This window comes from Acidisoma sp. (assembly GCF_965199065.1).
GTDB lineage: Bacteria > Pseudomonadota > Alphaproteobacteria > Acetobacterales > Acetobacteraceae > Acidisoma.
Map to the genome: position 1 here is coordinate 1,492,038 of NZ_CBDAQN010000001.1, position 26,946 is coordinate 1,518,983.

19 protein-coding genes, 1 tRNA gene and 3 pseudogenes are annotated in these 26,946 nt (G+C 66.1%); 11 read left to right on the forward strand and 12 right to left on the reverse strand.

Going from position 1 to position 26,946, the window contains the following annotated elements; all coding sequences use genetic code 11:
* Window positions 1–9: 9 nt before the first annotated feature.
* The 3 genes from ACOEQ1_RS07040 to ACOEQ1_RS07050 form a co-directional block, all read right to left on the reverse strand.
* Window positions 10–1,314: an ABC transporter substrate-binding protein gene (locus ACOEQ1_RS07040; protein WP_419758478.1), complete on the reverse strand. Its 1,305-nt coding sequence runs from the start codon at window positions 1,312–1,314 to the stop codon at window positions 10–12.
* 127 nt (window positions 1,315–1,441) lie between these two features.
* Window positions 1,442–2,416 (reverse strand): sugar-binding transcriptional regulator, encoded by a 975-nt coding sequence (locus ACOEQ1_RS07045; protein WP_419758479.1) that lies wholly within the window; start codon window positions 2,414–2,416, stop codon window positions 1,442–1,444.
* A 96-nt stretch (window positions 2,417–2,512) separates the two neighbouring features.
* Window positions 2,513–4,666 (reverse strand): ComEC/Rec2 family competence protein, encoded by a 2,154-nt coding sequence (locus ACOEQ1_RS07050; RefSeq protein ID WP_419758480.1) that lies wholly within the window; start codon window positions 4,664–4,666, stop codon window positions 2,513–2,515.
* Between the two features lie 25 nt (window positions 4,667–4,691).
* On the opposite strand from ACOEQ1_RS07050, the gene gltX reads away from it, so the two are divergent.
* From gltX to ACOEQ1_RS07065, 3 genes are all read left to right on the forward strand, one after another.
* Window positions 4,692–6,104 (forward strand): glutamate--tRNA ligase, encoded by a 1,413-nt coding sequence (gltX, locus tag ACOEQ1_RS07055; RefSeq protein WP_419758481.1) that lies wholly within the window; start codon window positions 4,692–4,694, stop codon window positions 6,102–6,104.
* Window positions 6,105–6,176: 72 nt separating this feature from the next.
* The gene (locus ACOEQ1_RS07060) at window positions 6,177–7,139 is read left to right on the forward strand and encodes an aspartate carbamoyltransferase catalytic subunit (RefSeq protein WP_419758482.1); all 963 of its coding nucleotides are present in this window, start codon (window positions 6,177–6,179) and stop codon (window positions 7,137–7,139) included.
* Between the two features lie 5 nt (window positions 7,140–7,144).
* Window positions 7,145–8,449, forward strand: a complete 1,305-nt coding sequence (locus ACOEQ1_RS07065) for a dihydroorotase (protein ID WP_419758672.1) — start codon at window positions 7,145–7,147, stop codon at window positions 8,447–8,449.
* Between the two features lie 35 nt (window positions 8,450–8,484).
* On the opposite strand, the gene ACOEQ1_RS07070 is transcribed toward ACOEQ1_RS07065, so the two are convergent.
* On the reverse strand, window positions 8,485–8,781 hold the full coding sequence (locus ACOEQ1_RS07070) for a type II toxin-antitoxin system RelE/ParE family toxin (RefSeq protein ID WP_419758483.1): 297 nt from the start codon (window positions 8,779–8,781) through the stop codon (window positions 8,485–8,487).
* A gap of 272 nt (window positions 8,782–9,053) precedes the next feature.
* Between ACOEQ1_RS07070 and plsY the strand changes: the two genes are divergently transcribed.
* Genes plsY through ACOEQ1_RS07095 form a run of 5 tightly spaced genes read left to right on the forward strand, consistent with a single transcriptional unit; the run spans window position 9,054 to window position 17,455 of the window.
* On the forward strand, window positions 9,054–9,659 hold the full coding sequence (gene plsY, locus ACOEQ1_RS07075; RefSeq protein ID WP_419758484.1) for a glycerol-3-phosphate 1-O-acyltransferase PlsY: 606 nt from the start codon (window positions 9,054–9,056) through the stop codon (window positions 9,657–9,659).
* Window positions 9,656–10,792 carry a DNA-processing protein DprA gene (dprA, locus tag ACOEQ1_RS07080; protein ID WP_419758485.1) on the forward strand — a complete coding sequence of 379 codons (1,137 nt, stop codon included), beginning with the start codon at window positions 9,656–9,658 and terminating at the stop codon, window positions 10,790–10,792. The genes plsY and dprA overlap by 4 nt, the downstream gene beginning before the upstream one ends.
* Window positions 10,793–10,810: 18 nt before the next feature.
* Window positions 10,811–13,579 carry a type I DNA topoisomerase gene (gene topA / locus ACOEQ1_RS07085; protein WP_419758486.1) on the forward strand — a complete coding sequence of 923 codons (2,769 nt, stop codon included), beginning with the start codon at window positions 10,811–10,813 and terminating at the stop codon, window positions 13,577–13,579.
* Between the two features lie 19 nt (window positions 13,580–13,598).
* The gene (gene rnr / locus ACOEQ1_RS07090; RefSeq protein WP_419758487.1) at window positions 13,599–15,953 is read left to right on the forward strand and encodes a ribonuclease R; all 2,355 of its coding nucleotides are present in this window, start codon (window positions 13,599–13,601) and stop codon (window positions 15,951–15,953) included.
* Complete coding sequence (locus ACOEQ1_RS07095) at window positions 15,950–17,455, forward strand: S41 family peptidase (RefSeq protein WP_419758488.1); 1,506 nt, start codon at window positions 15,950–15,952, stop codon at window positions 17,453–17,455. The genes rnr and ACOEQ1_RS07095 overlap by 4 nt, the downstream gene beginning before the upstream one ends.
* Window positions 17,456–17,497: 42 nt before the next feature.
* Here ACOEQ1_RS07095 and ACOEQ1_RS07100 read toward each other — a convergent pair whose 3' ends face one another.
* Window positions 17,498–18,481 (reverse strand): glutathione S-transferase family protein, encoded by a 984-nt coding sequence (locus tag ACOEQ1_RS07100; protein WP_419758489.1) that lies wholly within the window; start codon window positions 18,479–18,481, stop codon window positions 17,498–17,500.
* 123 nt (window positions 18,482–18,604) lie between these two features.
* On the opposite strand from ACOEQ1_RS07100, the gene ACOEQ1_RS07105 reads away from it, so the two are divergent.
* Window positions 18,605–18,679: transfer RNA gene (locus tag ACOEQ1_RS07105), tRNA-Thr, on the forward strand.
* A 12-nt stretch (window positions 18,680–18,691) separates the two neighbouring features.
* Here ACOEQ1_RS07105 and ACOEQ1_RS07110 read toward each other — a convergent pair.
* From ACOEQ1_RS07110 to ACOEQ1_RS07135, 6 genes and pseudogenes are all read right to left on the reverse strand, one after another.
* Complete coding sequence (locus tag ACOEQ1_RS07110) at window positions 18,692–18,973, reverse strand: hypothetical protein (RefSeq protein WP_419758490.1); 282 nt, start codon at window positions 18,971–18,973, stop codon at window positions 18,692–18,694.
* Complete coding sequence (locus ACOEQ1_RS07115) at window positions 18,966–19,235, reverse strand: tyrosine-type recombinase/integrase (RefSeq protein ID WP_419758674.1); 270 nt, start codon at window positions 19,233–19,235, stop codon at window positions 18,966–18,968. The genes ACOEQ1_RS07110 and ACOEQ1_RS07115 overlap by 8 nt, the downstream gene beginning before the upstream one ends.
* Window positions 19,222–19,472: pseudogene (locus ACOEQ1_RS07120) on the reverse strand (transposase); the annotation flags it as partial. The pseudogene ACOEQ1_RS07120 and the gene ACOEQ1_RS07115, both read right to left, overlap by 14 nt.
* Before the next feature lie 390 nt (window positions 19,473–19,862).
* A complete protein-coding gene (locus tag ACOEQ1_RS07125) occupies window positions 19,863–20,723 on the reverse strand; it encodes a DUF707 domain-containing protein (protein WP_419758491.1) in 861 nt (286 codons plus the stop codon).
* Window positions 20,724–21,308: 585 nt separating this feature from the next.
* Window positions 21,309–21,726 (reverse strand): annotated as a pseudogene (locus tag ACOEQ1_RS07130) (transposase); the annotation flags it as partial.
* Between the two features lie 423 nt (window positions 21,727–22,149).
* Window positions 22,150–22,422 (reverse strand): hypothetical protein, encoded by a 273-nt coding sequence (locus ACOEQ1_RS07135; protein ID WP_419758492.1) that lies wholly within the window; start codon window positions 22,420–22,422, stop codon window positions 22,150–22,152.
* Between the two features lie 176 nt (window positions 22,423–22,598).
* On the opposite strand from ACOEQ1_RS07135, the gene ACOEQ1_RS07140 reads away from it, so the two are divergent.
* Complete coding sequence (locus ACOEQ1_RS07140; RefSeq protein WP_419758493.1) at window positions 22,599–23,591, forward strand: hypothetical protein; 993 nt, start codon at window positions 22,599–22,601, stop codon at window positions 23,589–23,591.
* Between the two features lie 291 nt (window positions 23,592–23,882).
* On the opposite strand, the pseudogene ACOEQ1_RS07145 reads toward ACOEQ1_RS07140, so the two are convergent.
* Window positions 23,883–24,207 (reverse strand): annotated as a pseudogene (locus tag ACOEQ1_RS07145) (integrase core domain-containing protein); the annotation flags it as partial.
* A 326-nt stretch (window positions 24,208–24,533) separates the two neighbouring features.
* Here ACOEQ1_RS07145 and ACOEQ1_RS07150 point away from each other — a divergent pair.
* Window positions 24,534–26,780, forward strand: a complete 2,247-nt coding sequence (locus ACOEQ1_RS07150) for a CRISPR-associated endonuclease Cas3'' (RefSeq protein WP_419758494.1) — start codon at window positions 24,534–24,536, stop codon at window positions 26,778–26,780.
* Window positions 26,781–26,946: the final 166 nt, after the last annotated feature.

Consider the following 26,946-nt stretch of genomic DNA (forward strand, 5'->3'; position numbering starts at 1 on the left):
ACCAGGCGCTTACTGAGTGTAGCCCGCCTGCTGCATCGTGGAGGAGACCGAAGCCTGCGCCTGCTTCAGTGTCGCATCGATGCTGCTCTGGCCGGTCAGCGCCGCCGCCACCAGCTGTCCGACCGTCGTTCCGATCGACTCGAATTCCGGGATCGAAACGTACTGAATTCCGGTGTACGGAACCGGGTTCAGTGTCGGGTGGTCGAGGTTGGCGGTCAGGATCGCCGTCTTCACCGCGCCGGCGAAGGGTGCCGCCGCGAGGTAGTCAGAGTTGGAGTAGGTCGAGAGACGGGTGCCGGGCGGCAGCGTCGTCCAGCCGTTGTCCCGGCCCACGAGGTCGATGTAATCCTTCGACGTGGCCCAGCTGATGAAGTCTTTCGCGGTCGCCGCCTGCTTGGAGGTGGAGGGGACCGCCAGCGCCCATGACCAGAACCAATGCGAACCGTTCGGCGTTACATCGACAGGGGCGGCGGTGAAGCCCGTCTTGTCGTACACCTGGCTGCTGTTCTTGTCGTAGATCATGCCGGCGCCGGAGGTCGCGTCGATCCACATGGCGCAGTGGCCGGTGGCGAACAGCGCCTGGTTCTCGTTGAAGCCGTTCGAGCTGGCGCCCGGCGGGCCGTAGTCGCGCAGCAGATGCACGTAGAAGGTCAGCGCATCATGCCAGGGTTGGGTCTCGAGCTGGGCCTGCCAGCTCATGTTGAACCACTCGCCGCCATAGGTGTTCAGCAGAGTGTCGAAGAACGCCATGTTCTCGCCCCAGCCGGGCTTGCCGCGAAGGCAGATGCCATACTGCTGCTTGCTCTTGTCGGTGAGCTTGGCGGCATAGCCGTCAACCTGCTTCCAGGTCGGGTTCGACGGCATCGTCAGACCGGCGGCCGAGAACAGGTCCTTGCGGTAATAGGTGAAGGAGCTTTCAGCGTAGAAGGGCAGCGCATAGAGCTTGCCGTTCGACGACAGCGCCTGCCGGACCGAGCTGAACACGTCGTTGTAGTCGTAGCCCGGGATGCCATCGAGCGGCGTGAGCCAGCCCTGCTTGCCCCAGATCGGCGTCTCGTAGGAGCCGATGGTGATGATGTCGAACTGGCCGCCATGGGTCGCGATATCGGTCGTCACGCGCTGACGGAGGACGTTCTCCTCGAGCACCACCCAGTTGATATTGTTACCGGTCTTCTTCTCCCAGACCGAGGAGAGCTTCTGCATGACCACCATTTGCGAGTTGTTCACGGTGGCGATGGTGATCGTCGTCGCATGGGCCAGACAGGTGCCGGACATCAGGGCAGCCGCGAAGGCCGCTATCGCTCTTAGACGCATTTCCTATTCCCTATATTCAAAAGCCGTTTCGAGCTACGCCACTTGATGGGCGTATGCTCGGCCGGCGAGCAGAACATCAAGACCGAGGCCGCCTGTCAAGTGGCCTTTCCAAGGCATTGCGTCAGCTTCATGTTGCAAGCAGCGCTTCGGCGGTCGCTTCGTCGGTTATCAGGCCGTCGACCATGCCGCCGACCATGGCCGCGCGGATGGCGCCGACCTTCACCGCGCCGAAGGCCGCGCCGACCCGCAGCGCGCTGGTGCGTAGCGCCAGATGCCAGACCCCGGCGACGCGTTCGTTGACCGAGCCGCCCAGGAGGCGGCCATCCGCGTCATAGGACCAGCCGCCGATCTCGCCGACCGCGCCGCCTTCGATGAGCGTGGTGAGTTCTCCGTCCGATACGCAGCCGTCGCTGTGCAGCGCGCTTTTCCAATCGACGGAGCCGATGCCGACGAGCATGCAACGGGCCTGGGGCAGAAGGTCGCGCAGGGTCTCGTATGGCTGTTGTTTCTGCAACACGTCCCGCTCCTCGACGGTTGCGGCGATGACCGGACAGGGGAGCGAGAAGCATTGCGCACCCGACCTCTCGGCGATCCGCAGCACCGGGTCGAGCGCGATGGCACGGCCCATCGGCAGGATGCTGCCGCAGAGCGAAAAAACCTTGTGCTGCGGCGCGGCCACGGGGGAGAGCTCATTCGCGATGGCGCGCAGCGTGCGGCCGGTGCCGAGACCCAGCACGAGCGGCGCCCGTTGCGAGAGCCACTTCTCGAGGAACTGCGCCCCGGCGATGGCGACGGAGCCGAGCGTCGCGGCGTTGCTGCCCATCGTGGGCACGACCTCGCAGAGCGAGAGGCCGAAGCGGCGCGACAGAGCGTCGCCGGCCTCCATGCAGGGGCCCACCTCATGATCGAACCGAAACTTTATGAGCTTTTCGGTGAGCGCGAGGGAAATGAGCCGCTGGGCCGCCTGGCGCGATATGTTGAGCTGCCCGGCGACCTCATCCTGCGTGCGCCGTCCGACGTAATAAAGCCAGGCCGCACGCGCCGCCTGCTCCAATCTCAATCCTTGCCGGGACCGCGTCTCCGCGGCCATCTTTTCGCTCATGAACGTCCCATCCCTGGATGTCCGCGCATCCTTGGGGTGAAGTATTGTTCGCTTGCCGGGCATCTGCCAACCCCCTGCCGGCAGAAGAGCAGGCGGTCATTGCGCCTCCGGCCTGAGCGGCGGAAGCCACGGCCAGATCCCCCGCCCGTCGCGGTCGGTATCGATCCGCGGGCCACCGGGTTCGAGCCGGATGGCGATCGCCTGTCCGCTTCGGACCAGGTCGCGGTCGACGCGCGCCACGCCGGCACAGTCAGCGCCGGAAAGCTCGTCGAGATAGCCGGTGGCGACGATCACCCCGATGCCCCGGCAGTTCGCGGGCGGGTCGTAGGCGCGCCAGATCAACACCGCGCCCTTGCCGGTGCCCGGCAGCACGCAGCCCTCCGCCGTGCAGGTGACGCGGCCATCGGCAAGCGCCCCCTCACCCGGCAGCGCCACCAGCGGGCGACCGGCGAAGAAGCGGCGCCACTCCCCGAGCGTGAAGTCGTCGTGTCCGGTCTGCTGCAGGTAGACGGCGCCGGGTTCGCGCACCGCGATGATCCGGAGGTCGGGCGAGACGAGGATGTCCGGGACCCGCACGAAGAAGGGCATGACGAGGACGCCGAAGACGAGCGGGGCAAGGCCGAGCAGCCGCAGTGAACTGTGCCACAGGCAGAGCCAGATGAGCCCCAGGCTCGCGATGCAGAGGCCGGTGAGCGACTCCGGCGGCACGGACAGGGTGGCGGCGGGCAGGTGCGCGGCGATGCGGGCGATCCCGACCATCAGGGCGCAGCCCCACCCCATTGGGACGAGGGCGAGGAAGCCGAGACCGAGCGGCATCAGCAGCAGCCCGGCGAGGCCCAGCGGCAGCACCCAGAAGGTGGCGAGCGGCACCGCCAGCATATTGGCGAGCACGGAATAGATCTGCACCTGACCGAAATGATAGGCGACGAAGGGCGCGGTCGCCGCGGCTGCCAGCAGGCTCGTGGTGGCAACCAGCATGAGGTCCCGCCGCAGCCAGCCCAGCACCCCGGCCCGATGGGAAAATGATGCGATCTTGAGGGAGTGCAGCACCTCATAACCGGCGACCAGCACCATCACGGCGGCGAAGCTCATCTGGAAGCTGACCCCGCCGACCGCTTCGGGCTGCGTCAGCATGAGGACCGTCGCGGCGAAGCCGAGGCTGCGCATCGAGATCGCCCGCCGCCCGAGCAGGAGGCCGAGCGTGACGAGGCAGGCCATGACGAAGCTGCGGATGATGGGCAGGTGCATGCCCGTCATCGCCATGTAGAAGGCGCCGGCCGCGAGCGCCACGACCCCGGCCACCTGCTTGACCGGCCAGCGCAGAGCCGCCCACTCCCACTGCACCAGACCGAAACGGGCGGCGCCGAGGACCGTGCTCATGACGATGCCGATATGCAGGCCGGCGACCGCCAGGATGTGGGCGAGGCCGGCGGTCGCGAAATCAGCCCGGACGGCGATGGGGATCGCGGTGCTGATGCCGGTGAGCAACGTGGCCGCCACCGCCCCCGGCGCGCCGGGCACCACCGCCATGATCCGGCCGGCGACGTTCTCCCGCAATCGCTGCCAAAGCTGGGCGAGGCCGGTGCGGTGCGCGGGCGCCGACAGGTGCACGGCGCCCAGAGCGAAGCCGCCGCCCGCCAGTCCCTGGAAATACTCGTCGCGCCGCTGATCCCAGGCGCCGGGATAGGCGGGTGGAAAAGGCGCCCGCAGCAGCGCCCGCACTGTCAGCCGGTCGCCGGGAGCCAGCGGCTGGAGATCGGTGTTGCGAAGCCGGAGCCGGAGCCCGCGCGCCATCGTGGCCCCGCCGTCGAGCGTCATCGCCCCCAGGATGACGCGGCGGCCGGTGGGCAAGGGCTCCACCGCTACGATCGTGCCGGAGACCACGATTGCGTCGTGCGACAACACGGGCATCGGCGGCATCGCATGAGTTCGCAGACTGGCGGATGCGAAGCCGATCGCCAGCGCGAGCAGGCAGGCCGTCAGCGCGCGCGGGATCTGGCGCCGCCAGCCGAGCACCACCAGAGGCAGGACCAGGCCGGCGAAAACCGGCCCGATCCAGGCGGTCGGCTCGGCGGGCTGGGCGAAGAACAGCACGATGCCCGTGGCCATGAACACCGCCAGCCAAGGCAGGAAACGGCCCTGCTCGGCATCGATCCAGGCGGCCAGCCCCCGCTCCGCGGCCAGCCGCGCCCGCAACAGCCAGACCCCATGAAGCGGGGCGGCCAATCGCGCGAGGACATTTTCACCCACCGGCGAAATGCTTTAAGCAGCCGCCATGACCGCCGAAACCCCAATCCGTACCCGCTTCGCGCCCTCTCCGACCGGGCTCCTGCACATCGGCGGGGCCCGGACTGCGCTGTTCAACTACCTCTTTGCCCGCCACCATGGCGGCAGCTTCCTGCTGCGGATCGAGGACACCGATCGCGCCCGCAGCACGCCGGAAGCGACCGAGGTCATCCTCAAGGGTCTCGACTGGCTGGGCCTCAACCCGGACGAGCCGCCCGTCTATCAGAGCGCGCGCGAGGCGCGGCACGCCGAGGTGGCGCGGCAGTTGCTGGAGCAGGGCCGCGCCTACCGCTGCTTCGCCACCAAGGCGGAACTCGACCAGATGCGCGCCGAGGCCATCGCCGCCGGTCGCCCGCCGCGCTACGACGGGCGCTGGCGCGACCGCGACCCTGGGGAAGCGCCGCCGGGCGTGAAACCCTCGATCCGGCTGCGCGCGCCGCAGGAGGGCGTGACCGAGGTCGAGGACCTCGTGCAGGGCACCGTGCGGGTCGCCAACGCCGAACTCGACGACATGATCATCCTGCGCAGCGACGGCACGCCGACCTACCTGCACGCCGTGGTGGTGGACGACCACGACATGGGCATCACCCACGTCATCCGCGGCGACGATCACCTCACGAACACGTTCCGGCAGGTGCAGATCTACAACGCAATGGGCTGGGAGAAGCCCCGTTTCGCCCATATCCCGCTCATCCACGGCGCGGACGGCGCCAAGCTCTCCAAGCGCCACGGCGCCGTCAGCGTGCTGGAGTTCGAGCGCGAAGGCTTCCTGCCCGAGGCGCTGTGCAACTACCTGTTGCGGCTGGGATGGGGGCACGGCGATGCCGAAATCCTCAGCCGCGAGCAGGCCATCGAACTGTTCGACCTCGGCGGCGTCGGCCGCGCCGCCAGCCGGATGGACTACGCGAAACTCACCCACCTCAACGGCGTGTGGTTGCGGCAGGCCGATGACACGCGTCTCGCCCGCGATGTGCTGCGCCGTCTCGCCGAGGAACCCGGCCTCGTCATCGACGACACCGTGGAAGCGCGCGTCTCCCTCCTCATGCCGGCGTTGAAGGAGCGCGCGAAGACGTTGGTCGAGTTGGCGGCCTCGGCGGGTTTCCTCGCGAGGCCGCAGCCCCTCACCTTCGACACCAAGGCGCAGCTCCTGCTGACGCCGGAGGCCCGAACCATGCTGGCAAGCCTCGCACCACGGCTGGAGGCGACCGACTTCTCGGTGGCGGGGATCGATGCCGCCCTGCGCGCCTTCGCCGAGGAAACCAGCCGCAAACTCGGGCAGGTGGCGCAGCCGCTGCGCGCGGCACTCACCGGCACCACGACGAGCCCACCGATTGACGCGACCCTCGCCGCACTCGGCCGGACCGAAAGCCTCGCCCGGATCAGGGCGGTGACCACGGGATAGCGCAAGCGCTTCTTTCTGGAACAGGGCGCCCTGGGCAAAGAAGCAAAAACTTTCACTCCGGTAAGGAAGCGCATGCGCCACCTGCTCGCCATCGAAGGCCTCTCGCCCGCGACGATCGGGGAGCTTCTGAACCTCGCCGAGAGCTACGCATTGCTCAACCGCTCGGGGAAAACCCAGCGCGACGTGCTGCGCGGGCGGACGCTCATCAACCTGTTCTTCGAGGATAGCACCCGGACCAGGACGAGCTTCGAACTGGCGGGAAAGCGGCTCGGCGCGGATGTCATCAACATGTCCGTGTCCACCAGCAGCGTGAAGAAGGGCGAAACGCTGCTCGACACCGCCTCGACGCTGAACGCCATGCAATGCGACCTTCTGGTGGTGCGGCACGACCAGTCGGGCGCGCCGAACCTGCTGGCCCAGAAGGTCGAGGCGGCGGTCATCAACGCGGGCGACGGCACCCACGAACATCCGACCCAGGCGCTGCTGGACGCGCTGACGATCCGCCGGCATCGCGGCAAGCTGGAGGGGCTGGTGATCGCCATCTGCGGCGATGTCGGGCATTCGCGGGTGGCGCGCTCCAACATCCATCTGCTCAACGCGATGGGCTGCACGGTGCGCGTGGTGGGGCCGCCGACGCTGATGCCCGCCGCCATCGAGGAGCTGGGCGTGACCGTGTTTCATGACATGGCGACTGGACTGGCCGATGCGGATGTGGTCATGATGTTACGATTGCAGAAAGAGCGTATGACCCGCAACCTTGTTCCCAGCAGCCGAGAGTATTTTCGCTTTTTCGGCCTCGATGCAGCGAAATTGGCGGTCGCGCGCCCCGATGCGTTGGTCATGCATCCGGGGCCGATGAACCGTGGCGTCGAGATCGACAGCGCGGTCGCCGACGATCCGGCGCACAGCGTCATCCGCGAACAGGTCGAGATGGGAGTGGCCGTGCGTATGGCGGTGCTCGACCGCCTCTCCCGCCCCGCCGTGGTGCCCGAGCGGCAAAGCCGCGCGCCCATGACGGCGAGACAACGCGCATGAACGGCATGAGCCCGGTCACGCAGCGCGACACCCTCATCATGGGCGCCCGGGTGATCGACCCGGCGAGCGGCCTCGACCAGATCGCCGACGTGCTGATCCGGGGTGGGCTGGTCGCCGATATCGCGCAGGGGCTGACCGCGCCGGAAGGCGCCGAAACCGTGGCGGCCGACGGCGCCGTGCTCTGCCCGGGCCTCGTCGACATGCGCGCCGAGCTGGGCGAGCCGGGCCGGGAATATCGCGAAACGATCAAGTCCGTCGCGCGCGCGGCGGCGGCGGCGGGCATCACGACGCTGGTGGCGCTGCCGGACTCTGTCCCGGCAATCGACGATCCGGCGCTGGTGCGGCTGCTGCGCGCCCGCGGCGAGGAGACCGGCACGCTCACCATCCTCCCCTATGGCGCCGTCACCCGCGGCTGCGCGGGCGAGCAGCTGGCCGAGCTTGGCCTTTTGCGGGAGGCCGGGGCGGTCGGCTTCTCGGATGGCGGCCGCGCGATCGGGCCGGCGCGGCTCATGCGGCTCGCCTTGTCCTATGCGCGCGGGTTTGGCGGGATTGTGGTGCAGCACCCCGAGGAGCCGAGCCTGGCGGAGGGCGGGGCCGCGACCGAAGGTGAACTGGCGACGCGGCTGGGTCTGCCGGCCATTCCGGCCGCGGCCGAGGCGATCCAGGTGGCGCGGGATATCGCGCTCGCGCGGCTGACCGGCGGGCATGTGCATTTTGCCCACGTCTCGACGGCGGCGGCGCTCGACCTCATCCGCGCGGCAAAAGCTGAATGTGCCCGGGATGGGGGCTTTCAGGTGACCTGCGATACGGCGCCGCCGTATTTCGACCTCAACGAGATCGCGATCGGCGAGTTCCGCACCTATGCGAAGCTCTCGCCGCCGCTGCGGAGTGAGGCCGACCGCCGGGCGGTCGTCGCTGGCCTCGTGGATGGCACGATCGATGCTGTCGCGTCGGATCACCAGCCGCGGGACGCGGACGACAAGAGGCAACCGTTTGCCTTGGCGTCTGCCGGCGGCGCGGGGCTGATGACGCTGCTGCCGATCACGCTGGCGCAGATGCATGGCGGGATGATTTCCCTGCCGCGCGCGATCGCGCTGATGACGGCGGGTCCGGCGCAGGTGCTCGGGTTGCCGCTCGGGCGGATCGCGCGCGGCGGGGCGGCGGACCTGTGCCTGTTCCATCCGGAGCGGGCGTGGAAGATCGAGGCCGGGAAGATGCCGGGCAAGGCGCAGAACACGCCGTTCGATGGGCGCGCGGTCGAGGGCCGGGTCCTTGGGACCTGGAAGGCTGGGAGGCGCGTGTTCGGATGAACACTGGATGCTCAAGACCGCAGTGGACGCTCGCGCTAAATCCGGTGCGGGATGTCGGCGGTGACGTAAAACCCGCCCGAAATGACTGGCGGCGAGGTCAGCCTGTACGACACGCAGTAGCGGCCCTCGATAATCCAGCGCCGGCCAGGGCGTTGAAAAGCCCGGTATGGGCGCGGGGCTGGCAGCCCGGCGTCGGGCGCTGTGGCGATACGGTCCTTCGCCCGTTCGAGGGCGCGAAACAGGTTGACGGCCGCTTCCAGTCGTCCGTTCGTTTCGAAATGCTCGACCAGACTATCGACCTGGGCCTCCGCTTCGCGAGAAAGCGATATCACGCCATGCCGGGGTGCGTGGACTTACCCTCGGCGGCCTGCATTCGTGCGATACTGGCGCGGAGCCGACCAAGGACCGGCTCAAGCGGAACGACCTGTCCTGCCTCTATCTGCGCCTCGCTTCGCTCCAGCGAGTCCAACATCCAGCTTGGCAAAGTGTTCTCAGCGACCTTGTCCATAGACCCTACGCTAAGCCGGCGCGGGCGTAACTGCCAGAGAACGCATTCCGGGGGGACAATGCATCAACAAGAAAATAAGTCAGGCGCGCGCGCGCCATGACTCCCATGCTCGCGATCTTGCCTCCGGTGATCCTCGGCTACCTGCTCGGCAGCATCCCCTTCGGCCTCATCCTCACCCGCCTCGGCGGGGCCGGGGACCTGCGCAGCATCGGCTCGGGCAATATCGGCGCCACCAACGTGCTTCGGACCGGCCGCAAAGGGCTGGCCGCCGCGACCCTCCTGCTCGATGGCGGCAAAGGCACCGCCGCCGTGCTCCTCGCCGCGAATGTGCCCGCCCTTCATGTCGTGCCGACGGCTGGCCTCTGGGCCGGCGCTTTCGCCGTGATCGGCCACATGTTCCCCGTCTGGCTGAGGTTCCGCGGCGGCAAGGGCGTCGCCACCGGCATCGGCGTGGCGCTCGCCGCCTGCTGGCCCGAGGGCGTGCTCATGTGCGCGATCTGGCTCATCGGCGCCAAGCTGACCAAAATATCTTCGGCCTCGGCGCTCGCGGCCTTCATCCTCTCGCCCTTCATCGCCTGGGCCTTCGGCGGCCCCGCCCGGGCCATCCTGGCGCTCGTCGTCGCCGTCCTCGTGCTGGCGCGCCATCACACCAACATCCGCCGCCTCCTCTCCGGCACCGAACCCCGCATCGGCGCCACGTGAGCCGAACCGGGTCCGATCTCGCCGACCGGCTGCGGCTGGCGCGCACCGAAGGCGTCGGCCCGGTCACCTATCGGCGCCTGCTGGACCGTTACAAAACGCCCGCCGCCGCCCTGGAGGCGCTGCCCGGCCTCGCCCGCGCCGCCGGGCGGCCTGACAAGCCGATCCCCTCCCTGGCCATGATCGAGGATGAAATCGCCGGCACCGAGCGTCTCGGCGGCCAATTCCTTATGCCGCACATGCCCAGCTATCCGCCGCTGCTGGCGCTGCTGCCCGACCCGCCGCCCGCGCTCGCCGTGCTCGGCAGTGTGGACCGGCTGGCGGATCGCTCGGTCGCCATCGTCGGGGGGCGCAACGCCTCGCTGAATGGCCAACGACTGGCGGCGCATATGTCCGCGGCCCTGGGCGGCGAAGGCATCACGGTGGTCTCCGGCATGGCGCGGGGCATCGACGCCGCCGCCCATGAGGCGGTGCTGGCGGCGGGCGGATGCACGGTCGCCGCGGTCGCCGGGGGGCTCGACCATCCCTATCCCCCTCAGCACGTCGACCTGCAGGCGCGGATCGCCGTCAGCGGCGCCGTGGTGACCGAGGCGCCCCTCGGCACCGAACCCCAGGCGCGCCACTTTCCGCGCCGCAACCGCATCATCGCCGGCCTTGCGCTCGGCGTCGTCGTGGTGGAGGCCGCCTGCCATTCCGGCAGCCTCATCACGGCCCGTCTGGCGCTGGAAGCCGGCCGCGAGGTGTTCGCCGTGCCGGGTTCGCCACTCGATCCCCGCTGCCAGGGCTCCAACGACCTGATCCGCCAGGGCGCGCAGCTGACCGAGACAATCGGCGACATCCTCGCGCATCTGCCGCGTGGCCCCGAGGACTTCACCGCCAACCGGCGCCCGCCCCAGCTGTTCGACCACCTGGCGGAGGAGCTGCCGATGAGCCCGTTCGAGGCGAGCGAAATCCGCGCCTCCGTGCTGCAACTGCTCAGTCCGGCACCGACATCGGTTGACGATCTGCTTCGACACTGCCAGTTCACGTCTCAAGCCGCCTTATTGGCCGCCTTGCTGGACCTCGAACTCGGTGGCGTCATCGAGTCCCTGCCCGGCAACCGCGTGGCTTTGATCGCGCAGCAGCAGGGCGGATAAGCGCCTTTCAGGAAGAGCATGTCTGACGTCGTCGTCGTCGAGTCTCCCGCCAAAGCCAAGACCATCAACAAGTATCTTGGTGATGGATATACCGTGCTGGCCAGCTTCGGGCATGTGCGCGACCTGCCGCCCAAGGATGGCAGCGTGCGTCCCGACGAGGATTTCGCCATGGACTGGGAATCGGATGAACGTGGCAGCCGCCAGGTCTCCGCCATCGCCAAGGCGATCAAGCGCGGCACGACGCTCTATCTCGCCACCGACCCGGATCGGGAAGGCGAGGCGATCTCCTGGCACGTCCGCGCCATGTTGGAGGACCGTCACGCCCTCGACGGGGTGACCGTCCACAGGGTGACGTTCAACGAAATCACCCGCAACGCCGTCACCACGGCGATGGCCAAGCCGCGCCTGCTGGACCAGCCGCTGATCGAGGCCTACCTCGCCCGCCGCGCGCTGGACTACCTCGTCGGCTTTACCCTATCGCCCGTGCTGTGGCGCAAACTGCCCGGCAGCCGCAGCGCCGGCCGGGTGCAATCGGTCGCCCTCCGCCTCGTCTGCGAGCGCGAAGCCGAGATCGAGGCGTTCCGCGCTCGCGAATACTGGTCGATCGAGGCGCATCTGGCGACGCCGGCCGGCGCGCCGTTCCTCGCCCGCCTGACCCACCTCAACGGCCGCAAGCTCGACCAGTTCGACCTGCCGAACGCCGCCGCCGCCGAGGCCGCACGGGCGGCGGTGGAAGCCGGCGCCTTCTCGGTCTCCACGATCGAGCGACGCCGCGTGCGGCGGAACCCGAACCCGCCCTTCACCACCTCCACCCTGCAGCAGGAGGCGAGCCGGAAACTCGGTTTCGGCGCCCAGCAGACCATGCGCGTGGCGCAACAGCTTTACGAGGGCATCGACATCGGCGGCGAGACCGTCGGCCTCATCACCTATATGCGGACGGACGGCGTGCAGATGGCGCGGGAAGCCGTGCATGCCATCCGCGACCACGTCAAAAGCGCCTTTGGGGGCAACTACCTGCCCGCCGCCCCCCGCGAATACAACACCAAGGCCAAGAACGCTCAGGAAGCCCATGAGGCGATCCGCCCGACCGATGTCGATCGTCGCCCGGAGGATGTCGCTCGTGCCCTCAGCCATGATCAGGCGCGGCTCTATGAGCTGATCTGGAAGCGCGCCGTCGCCTCCCAGATGAGCCAGGCCGAGTTCGACCAGGTCACCGTGGATATGGCGGACGTCAACGATCCAAGGGGGGCGGGCGCTGGCACCACACTGCGGGCGAACGGCTCGCTGCTCGCCTTCGACGGCTTCCTCAAGCTCTATCGCGAGGATCGCGACGACCAGAGCGACGACGACGACGAGACGCGCGTGCTGCCCGCAATGACTGAGGGCGACCCGCTGACCCGGCGCGACGTGCGCGCGAGCCAGCACTTCACCCAGCCGCCGCCGCGCTACACCGAGGCCTCGCTGGTCAAGAAGATGGAGGAGCTGGGGATTGGCCGGCCCTCGACCTATGCCTCGACGCTGTCGGTGTTGCGGGACCGCAATTATGTGCGGCTGGATGCGAAACGGCTGGTGCCGGAGGATCGCGGCAGGCTGGTGACGGCGTTCCTGACGAGCTTCTTCACCCGCTACGTCGACCCCGGCTTCACCGCCTCGCTCGAGGAGAAGCTCGACGAGATTTCGGATGGGCGCGCGGATTGGCGAGCGGTCATGCGCGCCTTCTGGCACGACTTCTCCGAGGCCGTCGAGCAGACGCGCGAACTCAAGATCACCGACGTGATCAACGCGCTGGACGACGATCTCGGGCCGCATTTCTTCCCTCCCCGCGCTGATGGCGGCGATCCCCGCCTCTGCCCGGCCTGCAACACCGGACGCCTGGGCCTGAAGCTCGGGCGGCACGGCAGCTTCATCGGCTGCTCCAACTATCCCGCCTGCCAGTACACGCGCCGCCTCACCGTGAACGGCGAGGACGGCGACGAGACGCTGAAGGAAGGGATGCGGGTGCTCGGGCGCGATCCGACCACGGGCGAGGACATCACGGTCCGCCGCGGCCCCTATGGCCTTTATGTCCAGCAGGGCGAGCCGCCGCCGGCCGCACCGGACGACAAGAAGGCGAAGAAGGAAAAGCCGAAGCGGATGTCGCTGCCGCGCGGCGTCGACGGCGAGACCATCACGCTGGAGCAGGCGCTCGGCCTGCTGACGCTGCCACGGCTGATCGGCATACATCCGGAGAGCCGCGAGCCGATGGAGGCCGGGATCGGCCGGTTCGGGCCCTACATCCGCATGGGCTCGGTCTATGCTTCGCTCGACCGCGACGACGACGTGCTGAGCGTCGGCCAAAACCGGGCTGTCGACCTGCTGGCGAAAAAGCTCGCCGGGGTGCGGACGCTCGGGCCGCATCCCAAGGATGGCGAGGCGATCATGGTCAAGAAGGGGCGGTTCGGCCCCTACGCGCAGCATGGCAAGGTGGTCGCGAACCTCCCGCGCAGCCTCTCCATGGACGACATCACGCTCGAGGCGGGCATCGCCCTGCTCGCCGAGAAGGGGCGCGAGCTGAAGCCGAAGCCGGGCGCGCGCGGTAAAGCCGGCGCCAAGGTCAAAGCTGGCGTCAAGGCTGGCGCCAAGCCTGCAAAGGCCGCCGCGGAGCCTGTTGCCAAGAAACCGGCGGCGAAGATCGCTGCGCCGAAGAAGGCGCCGGTTTCCAAGCCTGGAGCCAAAGCTGGGGCCAAGACCGGAGCCAAAGCTGGCGGCAAATCCGGCGCGCGCGTCCGTTCCCAGGCTGCGGAGTAGCCGAAGGTCGCGCCCGGGCATGAAAACCGCGCGAAAGAAACCGAAGCCGCCCAAGGTCTCTGGTGAAACCCCGGAGGCGGGGCGTGATCGTCCCTTCCCTAGCCGCGAGCAGTTGCGCGCCTTCCTCGCCGAGACACCCGGCAGGGTCGGTAAGCGCGAGGCGATGCGCGCCTTCGGCCTCGGGCCCGAGCACAGGGTCGCCATGCGGACGGTGCTGAAGGAGATGGCGAGCCGGGGCGAAGCGGCGCCCGCCGGCCATAAGCGCTTCACCGCGCCACACGGCGTCCCACGCCTCACCGGCTCGCTGGGTCGCGCGGGCGGCAGCCGCCTGCCGGAAGCGATCATCGTCGAGATCACCGGCATCGACACCGAAGGCGACGCCATCGGCCGCCCGGCGGAATGGCGCGGGGACGGCCCGGCACCGACCATCTTCATGCAGCCCGAGGCGCGCGGCCAGGCGGCACTCGCCCCCGGCCAGCGCGTCCTCGCCCGCATCAAGCCGATCGGCGAGGCGCGCAACGCTCGCAAGTTCGAGGGCCGCACGCTGCGGCGGATCGAGGGCACGCCCGGCCGCGTCATCGGCATTTTCCGCCGCCGTGGCGGCCTGACCCGGATCGAACCCACCGACAAGCGCGTCAAAGCCGAGTGGATCGTGCCACCCGGCGAGGATGGCGGTGCCGAGGACGGCGAGATCGTGCGTGGCGAGCCGCTGGCCCCACGCGAAGGTGGCGGCGGCCTCGGCCTCAAGCCCGTCCGCGTCACCGAGCGCCTGGGCGACGCGGGCAGCGCGCGGGCCGTCAGCCTGCTGGTGATCGCGACGCTCGACATCCCCGACGCGTTTCCTGCCGAAGTGCTGGCCGAAGCGGAGCATGCGCGTGGCGTCGGGCCGGAGGGACGAGAGGACCTCCGCCACATCCCGCTGGTGACGATCGACGGCGCCGATGCACGCGACTTCGACGATGCCGTGTTTGCCGAACCGGAAGGCAGCGGCTACCGCCTGATCGTGGCGATCGCCGATGTCGCTCATTACGTACGGCCGGGGAGCGCGCTCGACCGCTCGGCGCGCGAACGCGGCAACTCCGTCTACTTCCCCGACCGCGTCGTGCCGATGCTGCCCGAGGCGCTCTCCAACGGCTGGTGCAGCCTGCGCCCGAACGAGGATCGCGCCTGCCTCTTCGCCGAGATGCACATCGGCCACGATGGCCGCAAGGTGTCGCACCGCTTCGGCCGCGGGCTGATGCGCAGTGTGGCGCGCCTGACCTACGAGGAGGTGCAGGAAGCCCGCGAAGCGAACCGCGAGACGCCGGGCTTTCCGCTCGATCACCTCTACGGCGCCTTCGAGAGGCTGCTGGGGGCACGGCGCCAGCGCGGGACGCTCGACCTCGACCTGCCGGAATGGAAGGTGACGCTCGATGCCGAGGGGCACGTCACCAGCGTCACGAAACGCACGCGGCTCGACAGCCACCGGCTGATCGAGGAGTTCATGGTGCTGGCGAACATCGCGGCGGCCGAGGAGCTGGAGCGGCTGCACAGGCCGGTCGTCTATCGCGTCCATGCGCCGCCCTCGGAGGCGAAGCTCGAAGGCCTGCGGACCTATCTGCATGGCATGAGCATCAGCCTGCCGCCGGGCGACCAGATCCATCCGCGCGACCTCGACGCCGTGCTGACGCGGGTCGCCGGCACAGAGGAAGCGCCGCTGGTCAACGACGCGGTGCTGCGCAGCCAATCCCAGGCGGCCTACAGCCCCGAGAACCTCGGCCATTTCGGGTTGGCGCTGACCCGCTACGCTCATTTCACCAGCCCGATCCGGCGCTACGCCGATCTTCTGGTGCATCGGTCGCTGATCGGCGCGCTCGGCTTCGGCGCCGACGGGCTGACGCCCGAGGAGGCCGCGCGGCTCGAAGATACGTGCGAGCACATCACGCGCACCGAACGCCGCGCCGCCCAGGCGGAGCGCGACGCCACCGATCGCTACATGGCCGCCTTCATGGCCGACAAGGTCGGCTCCATTTTCGAGGCGCGTATTTCGGGCGTGACGCGCTTCGGCCTATTCGTTACTTTGATGGACACCGGTGCCAGCGGAATGATTCCGCTGGCAGGACTGCCCGATGACTTCTGGATGCACGACGAAGCAACGCAAAGCCTTAGCGGACGGCGCAGCCGGGTGGTTTATCATCTCGCTCAGGCGGTCATGGTGCGCTTGGCGGAGGCCCGTCCGGTGACAGGCGGGCTGCTGTTCCAAATGGCTCCGTCTGGCGCTGGGTCTTTAGCTGGGCCGGGCTCTAGGCCGGGCGCTGAGCCCGGCGCGGGAGCATCGGACCCCGAACGCCGCGCCCGCCGTGGCGGCAGCCAGCCCCGCCCACGATCGCCGTGAACCGCGGCGCCTTTTTCGCCATTGTTTTCCTGATCCTGCCCCTGCGGGCAGAAGCCCAAAGCAATTGGAACCAGGGCCTCGCCAGCGGTATATACGCCAGCGCCTTCGCATTCATGGCGCCACGAACGCTGGACATCATTCCGATAGGGGAGATGACGCTCTGGGGCCTGCGCGGGCTTACCGCCCTCGACCCGTCGGTCAGCCCGGCGATGGACCAGACCAGGCTCTTCCTCGTCGACCGTGAACAGATCGTTCTATCCTTGGCGCTGCCCCGGCCCGACGATGCGGCCGGCTGGGGCGCCGTCGCCGCCGTGCTCTGCGGCCGTGCCGCGCAGCTTTCCCCGGCGATCGCCGAGGCCGGAACAGACGGCATCGTCACCAGCTTCTTCGACGAGTTGTTCAACCATCTCGACCCCTACTCCCGCTACGTTCCACGCGACGCCAGCGCGGTCGACACGGCAGCCGGGGACCCTGGGCTCACGGTCGCCGTTCGCCGCCATCGCGCCGTGGTGGACAAGATCGATCCCGGCGGACCGGCGTCTGCCGCCGGGCTATCAGCAGGCGACCGCATCTTCGCAATCGATGGCGTATCGACCCGCGGAGAGGACGCCTACGCGCTGAACGGGGCCCTCGCGGGGCCGCCGGGATCACAGGTGACACTCGAGGTCGTGACCGGGCACCGGCGGCCGCAGACCCTGTCGCTGACCCGCATCGCGATCTCGCCGCCCACGGTCTTCGCCACCCGGCACGGGCCGATGCTCGTGGTCCAGATCGCGGGCTTCGAGCAAAGCACGGCGAACGACTTCCGCCAGGTGCTGACCAATGCGCTCAACTCCGGGCCCGAGCCGCGCGGCCTCGTGCTCGACCTGCGGGGCAACCGTGGCGGGTTGCTGAACCAGGCGGTTGCGGTAGCCCGCAGCCTGATCGACGCCGGCCTCCGGAACCAAGGCATGATCGGGAGCGCGATCGGGCGGGACCCGGAGGCGGACCAGACATGGACCGCCGGGAGCGGCGACCTTGCCTCCGGCGCGCCCGTGGTGGTGCTCGTGGACGGCCGTACCGCAAGCGCGGCCGAGGTGCTGGCCGCGGCGCTCGCCGATGACGGGCGCGGGGTCGTGGTCGGCAGCGCCACCTTCGGCAAGGGCCTGGTGCAGGCGGCAACGTCGCTGCCCGGCGGCGGGACGCTGCTGGTGACCTGGGCGCGGCTGCTGGCGCCGCTTGGGTGGCCGCTGCAAGGCCTAGGCGTGATGCCGCAAATCTGCACGAGTGGCACCACCGACGCCGTGGAAGCTCAACTGGAGGCGCTGACCGCGGGGCAGCAGCCGATGGGCGCCGCAGTCCGCGCCTCTCGGGCGGCGCGACCAGGGATCACGCTCGACGAGATCCTCCAGATCAGGGAGGCTTGTCCCGCCGCTCTGGGCTCGTCACTCGACATGCAGGCGGCGCAGTTCCTGGTAACGATGCCGCTCGCCTATTCCGCCGCTCTGATCAGCGGTCTCTGACAGAAGGGAAGCGGTCCCACCTGGGAGAAGAACCAGGAACGCTCATCCGCTCAGCGGCACCGAGCGCTTCGCAGGCACGGCAAAATCGAGCTTTGGGCCGATCGGCACAATGGCGTGCGGGTTGATCGTCGGGTGGCTCTGAAAGTAATGGCCTTTGATGTGCTGGAAGTTCACCGTCGCCGCGACGCCCGGCGCCTGATAAAGCGCACGCGTGTAATCCCACAGGTTCGGGTAGTCCGTCAGCCGCCGCAGGTTGCATTTGAAGTGCCCGACATAAACCGGGTCGAAGCGCACCAGCGTCGTGAAGAGGCGCCAATCGGCCTCCGTCACGCGGTCCCCGCAGAGGAAGTTGCGCGTGGCAAGGCGCGCCTCCAGCCAGTCGAGGCTGTCGAACAGGGGATGCACGGCCTCCTCATAAGCCTCCTGTGTGGTGGCGAAGCCCGCCTTGTAGACGCCATTGTTGACCGTGTCGTAGATGCGGGCATTGAGTGCATCGATCTCCGGGCGGAGGCGCTCAGGGTAGTAGTCGCCAGCGCGGGCGCCGACCCGATCGAAGGCGCTGTTGAACATGCGGATGATCTCGGCGCTCTCGTTGCTGACGATGGTGCCGCGCTTGCGGTCCCAGAGGACTGGCACCGTGACGCGCCCTGAATACTGCGGGTCGGCGCGGCAGTAGAGATCGAACAGGCTGGCGGCGCCGAGGGGGTCCGGCACGACGCCGGGCGCGCGATCGAAGGTCCAGCCCCGATCGAGCATGACCCAGTTGACGACCGAGACGGGGATCAGCCCCTCGAGCCCTTTGAGTGCGCGGAGAATGAGGGTGCGGTGCGCCCAGGGGCAGGCGAGCGAAACATAGAGGTGATAGCGCGCCGGCTCCGCGGGAAACCCGCCGTCACCGCTGGGGCCGGGCGCGCCGTCCGGGGTGAGCCAGTTCCGGAACTGCGCCTCCGTCCGCTGGAAACGGCCGCCATGGGCGCGGGTGTCATACCAGCCGGTATTCCAGACGCCGTGTTCCGCATAACCCATGAGAAGGCTGCTCCCAGTCGGTTTGGAGAGGATATCCTCGAAGGAAAGGCCGTGATTGGGGCGAGGATAGGGCGAAGCCGGGAGTTGCGTCGGCGGGCTGATGGCGATACACGAGCGGCGTGTGCCGACATAGCTCAGGGGTAGAGCAACTGATTCGTAATCAGTAGGTCCTCGGTTCAATTCCGAGTGTCGGCACCACTTCTCAAAGCCTTAGCTGGTGCGCTGGCCGTGTTCCGCCGGGCTTTCCGTCAAGGTTGCCGAACGGTTTTTCTGCCGAGTGATTGCTGCAACTGCTTGCCCGCGCGGAGTGATCCGGTAGGAACATCCCCGTTTATTCCGCGACACCAGCAGTGTGCAGCCCAACTTCTCCAACCTTGCCATAGTTGCTGGACGGAAAGAGAACTCAGAACCTTTCCACTCATCAATGTCGAGAAGCCCTTGTATATCTCTCAATCCAAGCCCGTCTGCGATCTTCTGCGGAACATCACTCACCACTTCTCTTTCGTTCCTGCAATTCTCTTAGCGCGCCCTGCTTGAACTGTTCGACTGTCGGGCGCGCATAACGAGCCGCCATCACCACGGTCGCGTGGCCGCTGTGGGTTCGCATCTCCAGGATGGACGACCCGGTGTTGGCAAGCTCCGTCTGCGCCGTCGCGCGCAAGTCGCGGAACTGCAGCGTCTTCGAGATACCGGCGGCATCAGCGACCTGGCGGAAGTTGTGCCCGAACGTCCAGCGGAGCTCGCGAGACAGCATCGAAGGGTCTGTCCCAGAGCCCATCTTCCGCCAGCGAACAAAGCGGTTGTAGCAGGTCGTAGTCGGCCCATAGCGCTCAGGGCTATCTGCTCATGGTGATCCCGTGCGCAAGCGCCAGTAGATGCCGTTCAGGACCCGACGGTCATCGGCCCGTGGCACCCCACGCGGCTTGCTCGGAAGCAGTGGCTCGATGATAGACCACTCGGAATCCGTCAATTCATACCGGCGCGGGCTCATGATCACTCCCATCCTGAGGGGCGTTTGGATCAGATGTTCCTTGCCGTGGATTCCCGTTTACCAGTTGAGGACCTAGCCCGTGCCAGCCCTGCACCGTCTCCCAGCGCCAGCGCCACAGGGCCATCTGGACCGTAAGAAGCCACAATCCCGCCTTTGACAGGCTGCGGCCACTCAAATCGGCTGCTATCTTATCCTTTGCGCTTAGGGTCGGTCGGGGGCGTTGATGCGGGGCGAGGACGAGCAGACTGGCCAAAGGCAACATGCGCCTGAGTTCAGCACTCAAAAACCGCACCCGTCCACAAGCTTTCAGCCAAGTACGCCAGCTACCCGACGATAGATACCGAATTATCGCGGCCTGTTAAGGAACATCGACACATGGGTTGCCCGCCCTTACGTCGCAGAGATCATGAACGGACGCTTCACGAGCCGGCCAGTGTGGAGCATCAACCTCCAGCGCGCCGGCGAGACGAACAGCGCAGTCAAAAACCCCATACTAAGTCTGGCGGAATAGGCCAAGGAAGGGCCTGTCACCTCGTCTACCCGCCCTGACTTCCACAGCACCCGGTGGATCTCGATGCGCTGCATCGTGATTCCCGCTGCCTTCCAGAACGCCGCCAATTCGTCCTGCGGTGACACCCCCGCCGCCTTCATAGCGTCGTAGTTCGGGCCACCCAGCGGTCGCGTGTGATGGATCGCCACTTCGTCGACGATCGCGATCCCTGTTCGCGGCTTGTTCACCAGCTTTGGCCACAGCCAGTCAATGCCCCAGCCGCTTTGCGTCCGGTCGAACGTCGGCAATGCTTTGCGCAGGCATGCAGTGCTGAAGCACGGCGCCATCACCTCCACAAAATTGGTGAAACGGATCCGGCTGCGCGTGTTGTTAATCACCATGGGGTGCGTCACTGGGCTGTTCGGCGTCAACGACGGTTGGGCCAACTCAAGCTGATATTCGTGGCACAGGTCGAAGAACCGGTTCATGTCCTTCGTCGTCATTGCCAGGTCATCGTCCGGCAGCCAGACATAATCGTAATCATCGACGTACTGCGGATGAGACGCCAGCAGGGCCTGAAGCGGCGGCCATTTTGGCCCTTTGCCGTCAATCCGCACGATCCCGTCCTCCCGGTATCGGTCAGGATCGTTGCCGAAATAGCTAACAACCAGATCCCAGTTCCGCACCTCAGGGCCTTGCATCCATCCGGGGTGCAACGAATTGTCGCCGGCGCGGACGATGACAAGGTTGCGGCGAGGCATGGATGCGTTGTCCCTTACTGGAGTATCCCGTTTCAACTCTTCGTCATCCCCGGAAGTTGCTGCAGTGCCCCGGCGTCCAGTTCAATCCAGAGGCGCTAAGATGTCATCAAGCACTAACGCGTTGGGCCACTTGCGCTAATTATTGGATAGGACAGGCCGGTGCTTCCTGCAAGACGCGGAATGTTAGCCGTCGCGCCCCGGCGGTTCGATCTGAGCCCACATGGCCCTCAACAAAGTGTGCGCGAGCTGATGGGCTTGCTCACCATCCGGTTTGACGGGCGTAGGTGGCTGGTCAAATCGCACTAGACCTTTGGCTCGCCGCCCAGCCTCGGACTACATGAAGCGAGCAGCCGAGCGCGCTGATTACGGCAACCTGCAGCAAAGGGGTAGGAGCTACCCTCCTCCACTGGGCGGCAACCAGCCCGATCCTCATTGCGATCGCGGCGTAGAAGGTAGGTTTGAGGTAGCCCATCGCGACGTCCCGCAGTCTGACCCGACCCTTCGGTACACCCAATAAACGAACCCTGGCTGCCATTCAGGGTCTTCAATTGCCGAGCGCAGTTGTAAGAGCCCGTTAGGGAAAGATTAGCTAAGGGCGATCCGGCGCAGAAGCAGGCTTCGCATGGCGAAATAGATCATGGCTTCGGAGACATCGAGGCACGTCTCGTAGTTGTGCACGAGCCTGCGCCAGTTTCATCCAGCGAATGTGCGTCCGATTACCCAACGTCGTGGCAGCACCTTGAAGCCCGCGTCTTTGTCGGCTCGGCGCACGATCTCCAGCACGAAGTCTCGGAACATGGCTTTGTCGAGCAGATTGGTGCGGTCATAGGCGCCATCGGCGAACACGTGCTTGAGCCAAAGCCGGCGCTTGCGGACCGCGTCGAGGATGGCCTGTGCTCCTGCACTGTCGGAGATTTCCGCCGTGGTCAGGTTTACCATCAGCAGCCGCCCATCGGTCTCCACCAATGTGGCGCTTGCGACCGACGATCTTCTTGTCGGCGTCGGTTGCGTCACGAATGCTGGTAGAAGACGCGTCAACGCGAGAGACGAGTTAGATGCCGGCGATCTCAAGCTGTGAGTTGAAAGAGGTTTGCAACGAACACGGTCGGCGCCTGCATGTCGCGACCGTGGATGTTGTGAACCTGCCCCTTCGGGATCATCGCAATGACTTCCTAGCCGGCCGGCGATCAGTGGGCGGTTGCCAGGCTTCCGAACCCGAGCCCAGGCCTTACCTCCACGCTTCATCTCCGCAGTGGCACGCGGGCAGGCAGGGTTCCTGTCGACGGTAATCATGCGCGGGTTGCCGGTATGGACCTGCGCCAGTGCCTTGCGGAGTAACCGCTTAGCCGGGACAGCGTCCTGCTGCGGTGAGAGCAGGAAGTCAATGGTCTGACCCGGGTTTGCTCACAGCCCGATAAAGATAGGTCTAGGCGTCCCTGACCTTGATGTACGTCTCGTCGACGCGCCACGAGCCGATATTGCACCGCAGATGAGGCCGTAGGCGCTTCTCCAGCATCGCCGCGTAGGCCTGCACCCAACGGAAGATCGTGGTGTGATCGACTGCTACGCCTCGATCCGACAGCATCAGAGCGACGCCGGGATAGCTGACTGGAAACCCAAGATACCACCAGAGCGTCCAAAGGATGACCTCGGCCGTAAGAGGCCGCCCCATTGAATGCGCGCGTTGGTCTTCGTTCATCGCCGACTCGTTGTTCGCTTGGGCCTAGCTTGTCACCCCCGTGCACGGCGGGCAGACTTGCAACTAAGCCGGAAATTTGCTCTGTGCACTCAATATACTGGCAAATGTTCAATGTCAGGCAGTCAAGCTGACACTGCGACCGCTATAATTCCGTTCGGCCCTGATTTAGGTTATTGATGATGAAAACTAATGATGCGGTTGTTTTCGGCGCCGGCCATGTTCCGCACTATGCTGTCATCTTCCGTACACATTTCTGGGATGCGTTCGCGCAACGCCAGTTCGACCGCATCCGTCAAAACGTGAAGTCCGGCGACATCTTTGTGCTGGTCGACGAAACCCATGGCAAAGTGAGCGGCATCACCCATGACCGCGTGGTCCGCCATACCGAGCAAGATCTGGTCGACCTAGGACTGCCGCGCGCCGGTGGCGACAACAAGTTGTGGGCCGGCGCGTCAAACATGTTGTGGTTCAACGGCGACTATCCGCTGTACCTTTTCCTTCGGCAACAACCCGGCTACGACTACTACCTGCAGATGGAATATGACGTCGTCATCAACACTGACGTCGACTCGCTGGTTTTGAAGGCTGGAACCGACGGAGCCGATTTCGTGGGCCTCACCAAGGGTGAGCCTGTGGATGAATGGATGTGGCTCCACACCTGCACGGACCTCTACCGGATGTCCGAAATTCGCTACAAGCTGATCTGCCTGTCGCTGTTCTCAAATCGCGGCCTGACGACGCTATTTGAAGCCCGACTGGCCATGGCCGACAAGCTCCGGGCGGGGCTAATCCAGGCCTGGCCATTTTGTGAAGGCTTCATCGCGACTGAAATGGCCCGGAACGGCTTCGTCAGCGTCGAATGGAGCCAATACAGCGAAACAAACCACTACGACACTTGGCCCCCTTTCGTGGAAGCTGACCTTTTTGTCATGCCGTCAGGTAGCATCGTTCACCCAGTGCTCGACCGCAACCGCTACGTCGCTAGCCTGATGAAGGTCAAGGTCGGACTCTTCGGCTACCTCAACCCCAACAGCCTGCTCCATCGCAAGCTGCGGCGCCTACCGCCTAGCGCCTATTTGAAAGCCCTGATGGGGACGTTTACGCAGAAAGTAACTCGCGTCCTGCGTAGTACGTCCCTGGGCTCGCATCTCCGCGGCCGACGGGTCTGATACGCCATGACCTTCATTCATACGCATCGCTAACGCCCTAACCCGTGGGATGATGATGGTCCGGCAGGCGGACGCAAAGAGCAGCTCTGGAACTGCGATCAACCGAGGTCACCGCCGTTCTTCCTCTCAACTGCCAATTGCTGATGAGGTTTTCCGCGACGGACCCATACAGGACCAGCGGGAGTGGTGACCTGCTTCGCTGCGATCGAAGAAATGCCGAAGGTGGACCTCTCGAGCGCAGGTAGTCTTTCAAGATATCCAGCGGGGAGATCGGATCGTTCCTTAGCAGGATCAGGTTGTTCCGACCGGCGAGCGGTAACGAAGCACCTTATCTGGGTGACTATTTTATAATGGTCGAACCAGCCAGGAAGTAGGCTCATGAGGGGTTGGGCGTCCGGGATCGCGTTGACCCTGACGCAGTCTCGCTTGAAAGTCCGGACGAAGGCTTCGGCCACGCCGTTGCTCTGGGGCTCTTGATGGGTGTCGTCCTCGGTTCCAGGCCGGCGCCCATGGCAAAGTTCCTGGTGCCATGGGCGACGTAGCAACTGCCATTGTCGCTGAGCCATTCGATTTTATGGGGCAGCCTGTTCACGCGACCGAACCGGTGTTCGACCGCCGCAGGTTTCCGGGAGGCAAGTTTAGTTGGGTGCTACGCGGCCATTGGGATGACTTCAAGTTGCGCTTAATAGGCGGCTTCCGCCTCGGCGGGCGGCATGTTGCCGATCGGTTCAAGGAGACGTCGGTTGTTGAACCAGTCGACCCATTCGGCTTGGGCGTCGACGCACACCCGTCACGGTATAATCAAGCGTGCCTTGACCACGTCTCCAGCCGCAGAATGGCGGACCCGATGGCCTCCGGAGCAACACTAGCAGATGCCACAGGCAGGGCTCAGGCTTCGTCTAGCCGGTTCAACCGTGCCTCTTGAAAGGCTCCAGAAGCCAGATGCCGTATTATGCGCACACTGTCGATGGCCGACCGCAAGATGTTTGGGAGCCACTACTACACCACCTGCTGGAAGTGGCGGCGCTCTCGGCGGCTAACGGTGCGCGATTCGGAGCAGGTCCATTAGCGCACGCGGCTGGGCTGCTGCATGATCTCGGCAAGTATAGCGAGGCGTTCCAGAACAGGTTGCATGGTTCCCGAGCGTCGGTCGATCATTCCACAGCGGGCGCGGCGTGGGCGGACCAGCATCTGCCGCTGAAATTGGGGCGGCTCATTGCCCATGCGATAGCGGGGCATCATGCGGGGCTGCAGGACGATGTGGTGGGACGGATCGAGGCCAAGGCCCGCCTTGGAGCCTCCGCCGCTGATGCGGGCCGGGCCGATGGCCTCGTATTGCCCGACGTTATCCCGGCGCCTGTGGATATGAGCTTCGTGAAGAGCCATGCTGGTTTCCAGCGCGCCTTCCTGACCCGAATGATCTTCTCCTGTCTGATCGATGCCGACCGCACCGCCGCTGCGGCTTTTGATGCGCGCTCTGGCCACCGCGAGGTCCCGGCGACAGCCGCCAGCCCTTCGATCGCGGATTTGGATGATGCAATGCGGGCTTGGATCGGACGGCGGCAGACGACCGAGAGCGCGCTCAACCGGCTGCGCGACGAGGTGCTGGCCGCAGCGCTAGCCAAGGCTGCCGAGCCGCCCGGCGCCTTCACGCTGACCGTGCCGACAGGCGGCGGCAAGACGCTGACCTCGCTCGCCTTCGCGCTCGCTCACGCGCGGGCGAACGACCTTGACCGGGTCATCGTGGTGATACCCTACACCTCGATCATCGAGCAGACCGCGGCGGTCTATCGCGACGTGCTGCGCCCTTTTGATGACGCGGCGGTGCTGGAGCACCACAGCGCCTTCGAGCGGGAGGACGAGGCGACGTGGAGCCGCGATCACACCGGGCCGGACGGGCTGCGCCTGTCGATGGAACGATGGGACAAGCCGATTGTCGTGACGACGGCAGTGCAGTTCTTCGAGAGTTTGTTCTCGGACCGGCCAAGCCGCTGCCGCAAGCTGCACAGCATCGCCCGCAGCGTAGTGGTGGTTGACGAGGCGCAGACCATGCCCCTGCCCCTGCTGCGTCCCTGCGTGGCGGCATTGAAGGAGCTTGTGCGCAACTACCGATGTTCGGTGGTGTTGTGCACCGCGACCCAGCCAGCCCTGAATGCCGGTCCGTCGGGAACGAAGGTGGGCTTTCTTGCCGGTTTCACGAAGGTGAGGGAACTGGCTTTGGACGATGTCCCGAGGCTCTTCACGGATTTGAGGCGGGTCACGCTGCGGCATATCGGCATGCAGTCGGACACCGATCTTGCGGAGCGGTTCGCCGCCAGCCCACAGGCACTTTGCATCGTCAATCAGCGGGCCCATGCGCGGGCTCTGTTCCGGGTGATCCGCCATCTGCCTGGGGCACGGCATCTCTCGACCTGCATGCACAGCGTCCATCGCGCGCGGGTGCTGGCGGAGATCAGGATTGACCTCGAGCACAAGCGCCCGTGCCGGGTAGTTTCCACGTCGCTGGTGGAAGCCGGGGTTGATATCGACTTTCCTCTGGTGTTGCGGGCCGAGGCGGGGCTGGACCAGATCGCCCAGGCGGCGGGGCGCTGCAACCGCGAGTTCCGCGCGACGCCGGAGGAGAGCGAGGTGCTGGTGTTCCAGTCACCAGACTATGGTGTGATCCAGGCATTGAAGGCCAATGCCGAGGCTGGCCGCGAGATAATGCTTGACCATCCGGAGGACCCGTTTGCTCCGGACATCATGAAATCGTTTTTCGAGCTGCTCTATTGGCGCCGCGGTGAGGCGGAGCTGGACAATGGACGTGTGCTGGAAGACTGCCACGATCATGCGGGCGACCTTAATTTCCCATTCGAGAAGATTGCCAAAGCCATGCGTTTTATAGACGACACGATGGTGCCGGTGATCGTGCCGGTCGAGGATGACGGCGCTGTTGCCGGTCTGCTCAAGGAACTGCAGTGGGTAAAGGGCGTCGGTCGCATCGCGCGCAAGCTCGGGCGCTTTACAGTGGGGGTTCCGCGCAAGGTGCGCAACCGGATGCTGGCTCAGCGGGTGGCTGCACGCGTTCGAGGTGAGGACTTCGGGGATCAGTTCGTGGTTTTGCTGAACCTCGATCTCTACCTTCCCGCTTCGGGGCTGGTCTGGGACGACCTCACCTTCATGACCACCGAAAGCCTCATTATCGGATAGGCTTCAGCAGGACTGTATTGACGCCTCCAATCTGTTACGATATATTTTGTTACGATTACGGATTGAAACAGCAGGTCTGTGTTGTAGCTGCACAAATCTGGCGGCTGTGGGTCATGTGAACCCACGGCTGCCAGCGGATCGGGTTCGCACAAGCAAGAAAGCAAAA

What these genes read in the sequence shown, in the direction of transcription:
- ACOEQ1_RS07125 (WP_419758491.1), bottom strand. Translation starts at nt 20,723, where the DNA reads ATGCCTCGCCGCAACCTTGTCATCGTCCGCGCCGGCGACAATTCGTTG.
- rnr (WP_419758487.1), top strand. Translation starts at nt 13,599, where the DNA reads ATGAAAACCGCGCGAAAGAAACCGAAGCCGCCCAAGGTCTCTGGTGAA.
- ACOEQ1_RS07045 (WP_419758479.1), bottom strand. Translation starts at nt 2,416, where the DNA reads ATGAGCGAAAAGATGGCCGCGGAGACGCGGTCCCGGCAAGGATTGAGA.
- ACOEQ1_RS07060 (WP_419758482.1), top strand. Translation starts at nt 6,177, where the DNA reads ATGCGCCACCTGCTCGCCATCGAAGGCCTCTCGCCCGCGACGATCGGG.
- ACOEQ1_RS07040 (WP_419758478.1), bottom strand. Translation starts at nt 1,314, where the DNA reads ATGCGTCTAAGAGCGATAGCGGCCTTCGCGGCTGCCCTGATGTCCGGC.
- ACOEQ1_RS07150 (WP_419758494.1), top strand. Translation starts at nt 24,534, where the DNA reads ATGCCGTATTATGCGCACACTGTCGATGGCCGACCGCAAGATGTTTGG.
- gltX (WP_419758481.1), top strand. Translation starts at nt 4,692, where the DNA reads ATGACCGCCGAAACCCCAATCCGTACCCGCTTCGCGCCCTCTCCGACC.
- ACOEQ1_RS07100 (WP_419758489.1), bottom strand. Translation starts at nt 18,481, where the DNA reads ATGGGTTATGCGGAACACGGCGTCTGGAATACCGGCTGGTATGACACC.
- ACOEQ1_RS07140 (WP_419758493.1), top strand. Translation starts at nt 22,599, where the DNA reads ATGATGAAAACTAATGATGCGGTTGTTTTCGGCGCCGGCCATGTTCCG.
- topA (WP_419758486.1), top strand. Translation starts at nt 10,811, where the DNA reads ATGTCTGACGTCGTCGTCGTCGAGTCTCCCGCCAAAGCCAAGACCATC.
- ACOEQ1_RS07065 (WP_419758672.1), top strand. Translation starts at nt 7,145, where the DNA reads ATGAGCCCGGTCACGCAGCGCGACACCCTCATCATGGGCGCCCGGGTG.
- plsY (WP_419758484.1), top strand. Translation starts at nt 9,054, where the DNA reads ATGACTCCCATGCTCGCGATCTTGCCTCCGGTGATCCTCGGCTACCTG.
- ACOEQ1_RS07135 (WP_419758492.1), bottom strand. Translation starts at nt 22,422, where the DNA reads ATGAACGAAGACCAACGCGCGCATTCAATGGGGCGGCCTCTTACGGCC.
- ACOEQ1_RS07115 (WP_419758674.1), bottom strand. Translation starts at nt 19,235, where the DNA reads ATGCTGTCTCGCGAGCTCCGCTGGACGTTCGGGCACAACTTCCGCCAG.